This is a genomic window from Micromonospora sp. NPDC049799, from assembly GCF_040656655.1.
Classification (GTDB): domain Bacteria; phylum Actinomycetota; class Actinomycetes; order Mycobacteriales; family Micromonosporaceae; genus Micromonospora.
In genome coordinates, this window is sequence record NZ_JBFAMU010000330.1 from 1 (window position 1) to 5,604 (window position 5,604).

A 5,604-nucleotide genomic window follows, 5' to 3' on the forward strand; every position below is an offset into this window, starting at 1 on the left:
CGACCAGGGCATCGGCATCCGTCCGGAGCACGTGGAACGCGCCTTCGACCGGTTCCACGGGCCGGGCGCGTTCGCCTCGGCCTGCTGCGGCACCTGGGCGGCACCCCAGGTGGGTGCGGCGGGCTGGTTGTCGTGGGCCGCCCAGGCGGGTGCGGCGGGGGTGGTGCGCGCCGGCGGCGGAGGTGCCCAGCCGAGATCGGGGGCGCCGTACCCGTTGTCCTGCTGCGCCGGCCGGTCGCCGTACGGCGCCGGTCCGCCGGCGCCCGGCGACACCTCGTCCGGCTCCTGGCCGGGGTGGTGCGTGCCCTCGGACGTCATGCGTGCGCCTCCTCCATCACCTGTCGGCCGCCGGTCGCCTGTCGGCGCCGCGGCCGGCGTCGCCGGTCGGCACCGGCCGTGCCGGCTCCCAGCACGGTATCCGGTGAGCCCCAGCGGGGCTCGCGGGAGCACTGGTCGTGACTCCCCGTTGCCGTGTGGTGTCGAACAGCTTCGATCGACATGCCCGCTCCGGCGGGCGGGCGACGACCGAGCCCCACCGTACCGGGCGCTGCGGCGAGGGGGAATCCCGGTGTCAATGGGTCTGAAACGCCGATGGCCCACCCGGGCGGACCGGGCGGGCCATCGATCGTGAGGAGGCGAGGAATGTCGTGGAGCGTCAGCGCATGTGACGCTGGGCGATGGCGAGGATCTCGTCACGGACCGCCGGGGAGTTCGCGGAGCGCAGCGCGCTCTCGATGGCGCGGGCGCGGCGGCTGGCGTCGCGGCGGTTACGGATTCGCTCGATCATGCTCATGGTGGCTCTCCTCCTGGCTATTCGGTTGTCAGCCCCTGGTGACTCCATTGAAGCGCAATCCACCGCCAACTTCCATCGATTATTAGGTGAGCTGAGACACCCGCCGAACAATCAAAGGTCAGATACGGGTCAGGGCTGATGTTTCGTTGCCCAACGGCAACGGCCGGTGTGCCGGGCGTTAACCCGTGGCACACCGGCCGTCGGCCGGCGCCCGCCGGAAGCGGCGGGCGGAGGAGATCAGGTCCAGGCGAGCAGCGCCGCCTCCGGGTCGGCCAGGAAGTCCCCGATGTCGCGGAGGAACTTCGAACCCAACTCGCCGTCGATGATCCGGTGGTCGAAGGACAGGCCGAGCGTCGTCACCAGGCGCGGCCTGACCTTGCCCTTGTGCACCCACGGCATCTCACGGACCGCGCCGAAGGCGAGGATCGCCGACTCACCCGGAGGCAGGATCGGCGTACCGGTGTCGACCCCGAACACCCCGACGTTGGTGATCGTCAGGGTGCCGCCGGACATGTTCGCCGGCGAGGTCTTCCCCGCCTTGGCCGTCTGCACCAGGTCGGTCATGGCGTCCGCCAGCTCACGCAGCGAGAGCCGGCCGGCGTCCTTGATGTTCGGCACGATCAGCCCCCGCTCGGTGGCCGCCGCGATGCCCAGGTTCACGTAGTCCTTGACCACGATCTCCTCGCCGGCCCAGGTCGAGTTGACCATCGGGTGGCGCTTGACCGCCAGCAGGACCGCCTTGGCGACCAGCAGCAGCGGCGACACCCGGACGTCGCGCCACTCCCGGCGCTCGCGCAGCCGGTCCAGGGCCTTCATCGCCCGGGTCACGTCGACGGTCAGGAACTCCGTCACGTGCGGGGCGGTGAACGCCGAGCGGGACATGTTCTCGGCGGTGAGCTTGCGTACCCCCTTGACCGGGATGCGCTGCTCGCGGTCCGCGCCGAAGCTCGCGGCGGCCGTGGTCGGCGCCGTGACCGTCAGCGGCTCGGCCGCCGCCGGGGTCCCACTCGCCGCCTGCTGTACGTCCTCCCGCGTGATCGAGCCCAGCGGGCCCGACCCGGTCAGCGTGGTCAGGTCGACGCCGAGGTCCTTGGCGAGCTTGCGGACCGGCGGCTTGGCCAGCACGAGCCCGGTGGCCCGCCCGTTGGCGTTCGCCGCGGGGGCGGGCGCAACCGGCGCCGGGGCCGCAGCCACCGGAGCCGGGGCGGCCGGGGTGGTCGGGGCCTGGGCCGGCACCCCACCCTTGCGCGGGCGACGCTTGGCCGCCGTGGTGCGCGGGCCGTAGCCGACCAGCACGGCGGTCCGCCCACCCGGAGCGGCACCGCCGATCAGGCCCGGCTCCACCATGCCCTCCTCGGGCGCGATCTCGACCGCGGCCAGCGAGGCCGCCGACGGGGTGGGCAGGTCGGCGGCCGGCGCGCCGGTCGTCGACTCCTCGATCGGGCCGGCGCCCGGGTCGGTGTCGATCGAGATGATCGGAGTGCCGACCTCGACCGTGGTGCCCTCCGGGTGGAAGATCGCCCGCACCTGGCCGGCCCACTTCGCCGGGATCTCGACGGCCGCCTTCGCCGTCTCCACCTCGACGATCGGCTGGTTCAGCTCGATCGTGTCGCCCACCTTGACCAGCCAGGCGAGGATCTCGCCCTCGGTCAGGCCCTCACCCAGGTCGGGGAGGTTGAATTCCTTGATCCGCGACATGCCGCTCACCATCCGAAGGTGCGGTCGACGGCGTCGAGCACCCGGTCGAGGTCGGGCAGGTACTCCTCCTCCACCCGGCTGGCCGGGTAGGGGGTGTCGAAGCCGGTCACCCGCAGCACCGGGGACTCCAGGGAGTAGAAGCACTCCTCGGTGATCCGGGCCGCGATCTCCGAGCCCAGGCCCAGGTTGCCCGGCGCCTCGTGCACGACCACGCAGCGGCCGGTGCGCTTCACCGACTCGTACGCGACGGCCAGGTCCAGCGGAGAGAGCGTACGCAGGTCGATGACCTCCAGCTCCCGGCCGTCCTCGGCGGCGGCGGTCGCCGCGTCCAGGGCGGTACGCACCATCGGGCCGTACGCCAGCACGGTCGCGTCCGTGCCGGCCCGGGCGACCCGGGAGGAGTGCAGCGGGTACGCCTCCGACAGCGGGGCGTCCACGTCGACCGGACCCTTCTCCCAGTAGCGCCGCTTCGGCTCGAGGAAGACGATCGGGTCGTCCGAGGCGATGGCCTGCTGGATCATCACGTACGCGTCCTGCGGGTTGGCGCAGGTCACGACCTTGAGGCCGGCGGTGTGCGCGAAGTACGCCTCGGGCGACTCCGAGTGGTGCTCGACCGCGCCGATGCCACCGCCGTAGGGGATCCGGATCACCATGGGGATGCGGACCTTGCCCTGCGAGCGGTAGTGCATCTTCGCCACCTGCGACACGATCTGGTCGTACGCGGGGTAGACGAAACCGTCGAACTGGATCTCGCAGACCGGGCGGTAGCCACGGATGGCGAGGCCGACGGCGGTGCCGATGATGCCGGACTCGGCGAGCGGGGTGTCGATCACCCGCTGGTCGCCGAAGTCCTTCTGGAGGCCGTCGGTGATCCGGAAGACACCGCCGAGCTTGCCGACGTCCTCGCCCATGATGACGACCTTCGGGTCGTTCTCCAGGGCGCGGCGCAGACCGGTGTTGAGGGCCTTGCCGAGGGTGAGCGTCTCCGTGGCCATCAGTGGGCGCTCCCCTCGAACGACTCCATATACGTGCTGAACTGCGCCCGCTGCTCGTCGAGCTCGGGGGACCCGTTGGGGTAGACGTGGTCGAACATCGACACCGGCTCGGGGTCGGGCATGGCGAGCACGCGCTCGCGCAGGTGCACCGACTCGGCGCGGGCCTGCTCGTCGACCTCGGTGAAGAACGCGTCGTCGGCGATCCCCTGCTTGGTCAGGAACGCCTTCATCCGGGCGATCGGGTCCTTCGCCTGCCAGGCCTCGACCTCGCTGGCGATCCGGTACCGGGTCGGGTCGTCGGAGGTGGTGTGCGCCCCCATCCGGTAGGTGTACGCCTCGATGAGGCTGGGGCCCTGGCCGAGCCGGGCGTTGTCCAGCGCGTGCCGGGTCACCGCGTACGTCGCGAGCACGTCGTTGCCGTCCACCCGTACGCCGGGGAAGCCGAAGCCGCCCGCCCGCTGGTAGAGCGGGACACGGGTCTGCCGCTCCAGCGGCTCGGAGATGGCGTACTGGTTGTTCTGGCAGAAGAAGACCAGCGGGGCGTTGAAGACGCTGGCCCAGACGAACGCCTCGTTGACGTCGCCCTGGCTGGTGGCGCCGTCGCCGAAGTAGGCGATGACGGCCTCGCCGTCCTCGGTGCCTGTCTTGCCGTCCATGTGGACACCCATGGCGTACCCGGTCGCGTGCAGGGTCTGCGCCCCGATGACGATCGTGTACATGTTGAACTTGAACTCGTTCGGGTCCCAGCCGCCCTGGTCGACGCCGCGGAACAGGCCGAGCGGCATGATCGGGTCGATGCCCCGGCAGTAGAGGACGCCGTGCTCCCGGTAGGTCGGGAATGCCATGTCCTGCGTACGCAGCGCGCGCCCGGAGCCGACCTGTGCGGCCTCCTGGCCCAGCAGGCTGGCCCAGAGGCCCAGCTCGCCCTGGCGCTGGAGGGCGGTGGCCTCCGCGTCCAGCTTGCGGACCAGCACGAGGTCGCGGTAGAGCCCGCGGTACTCCTCGTCCGTGAAGTCGACGCGATACTCGGTCCCGTCCGGGCCGGTCGCGCTCTCGATCCGCTCACCGTCGGCGGTGAGCAGTTGCACCAACTGCGGGTCGCCGGTCGCGCCCTTCCGGGACCGGGGTGCGGCCCGCCGTCCGCGGCTGGTGACCCCGGGGTCGCCCTTTGCCATGCGTCTCTCCCTGTCATGTCTGCGTCGGCGCCGGGGGGTCACCCGGCAACGCGCAACTCGTGCGCCTGTCCGGCTGCTGCCGGACCGGTTCCTGGCGGTCGCGCCTAGCCCCGGTGGGGGTTGCCGCGCGACGTGAGCCGGGGTCGTGGAGCGACCCCGGTTCGGGAGCGCCGGCGCTCAGCCGTGCCGTCCGCGGGGGTGCGCGGAGGCCGCGGCTGCGTTGCCGTCGTGGTCCATATTCGCATCACACGTGAGTCCGCCCACAGTGCGCCCGGCCCGCACCTCGACCCCTGCCCACTTCGTTACACGAAGCGTCGGCTGTCGCTTCTCGCGACGCGCGGCCGATCCGGTGATGATTTGTCGCCGTTCGGCCACATACGCGTGTCGACACGCTGTGTGGGGTTGGCCTACGCAGCGTCACTGGGCGAGGCTGATCGCGCGGGATCGCCCGCCGATCCGGTGGTTCGCCGATCCATGTGCCACCACCGGACGGACCACACGAGGAGGATGCCGTGTCCGAGCCAGAGGAAGCCCCCGGATCGCCGTTCCTCGGCCGGCACGGGGCCCCGACGGGCTACCGCAGGGTCGTCGGAGCCCACCGGGCGCCGGGCGCCGGCGGACCGTCCCGGGGCTACCTCTTCACCGTCGCCCTGCTCGCCGGCACCGCCTCGATGCCGATCCTGGCCGCGATCAGCACGGGCTCCGCGAGCGTGGGCAGCACCGCCCTGCCGGACAGCAGCACCGCGTTCATTCCCACACCCTCCGTCGGCCCGGTGGTGATTCCCCCTCCGGTGACCGGCCAACCGGCGTCGGTTCGGTCGACCGGTGCCACGCCGGCGGTCGGCGTCGCGGCGGGCACCGGGCCCACCGGCGTACCTTCGATCGGAAGGCCGGCCGGGGCGGTGCCGGCTCCCCCGCCCCCGGAGTCCGGCCGCAGCGCGTC

Annotated in this window: 4 protein-coding genes and 2 pseudogenes; 1 reads left to right on the forward strand and 5 read right to left on the reverse strand. The window is 72.1% G+C overall.

Translation table 11 applies throughout. The features are described 5' to 3' along the window. From AB0I76_RS21245 to pdhA, 5 genes and pseudogenes are all read right to left on the reverse strand, one after another. Nucleotides 1-318 (reverse strand): annotated as a pseudogene (locus AB0I76_RS21245) (hypothetical protein); the annotation flags it as partial. 337 nt (nucleotides 319-655) lie between these two features. After that, nucleotides 656-793 carry a hypothetical protein gene (locus AB0I76_RS21250; RefSeq protein WP_357038084.1) on the reverse strand — a complete coding sequence of 46 codons (138 nt, stop codon included), beginning with the start codon at nucleotides 791-793 and terminating at the stop codon, nucleotides 656-658. A gap of 237 nt (nucleotides 794-1,030) precedes the next feature. Then, nucleotides 1,031-2,491: a dihydrolipoamide acetyltransferase family protein gene (locus AB0I76_RS21255; protein ID WP_357038087.1), complete on the reverse strand. Its 1,461-nt coding sequence runs from the start codon at nucleotides 2,489-2,491 to the stop codon at nucleotides 1,031-1,033. Nucleotides 2,492-2,496: 5 nt separating this feature from the next. Next, nucleotides 2,497-3,486, reverse strand: a complete 990-nt coding sequence (locus AB0I76_RS21260) for an alpha-ketoacid dehydrogenase subunit beta (protein WP_357038090.1) — start codon at nucleotides 3,484-3,486, stop codon at nucleotides 2,497-2,499. Next, on the reverse strand, nucleotides 3,486-4,661 hold the full coding sequence (pdhA, locus tag AB0I76_RS21265; protein WP_357038092.1) for a pyruvate dehydrogenase (acetyl-transferring) E1 component subunit alpha: 1,176 nt from the start codon (nucleotides 4,659-4,661) through the stop codon (nucleotides 3,486-3,488). Before pdhA ends, AB0I76_RS21260 begins: the two co-directional genes overlap by 1 nt. A 512-nt stretch (nucleotides 4,662-5,173) precedes the next feature. Between pdhA and AB0I76_RS21270 the strand changes: the two are divergent. Further along, nucleotides 5,174-5,604 (forward strand): annotated as a pseudogene (locus tag AB0I76_RS21270) (hypothetical protein); the annotation flags it as partial.

Coding starts and splice junctions, on each gene's coding strand:
- AB0I76_RS21255 (WP_357038087.1), bottom strand. CDS start 2,491: ATGTCGCGGATCAAGGAATTCAACCTCCCCGACCTGGGTGAGGGCCTG.
- pdhA (WP_357038092.1), bottom strand. CDS start 4,661: ATGGCAAAGGGCGACCCCGGGGTCACCAGCCGCGGACGGCGGGCCGCA.
- AB0I76_RS21260 (WP_357038090.1), bottom strand. CDS start 3,486: ATGGCCACGGAGACGCTCACCCTCGGCAAGGCCCTCAACACCGGTCTG.
- AB0I76_RS21250 (WP_357038084.1), bottom strand. CDS start 793: ATGAGCATGATCGAGCGAATCCGTAACCGCCGCGACGCCAGCCGCCGC.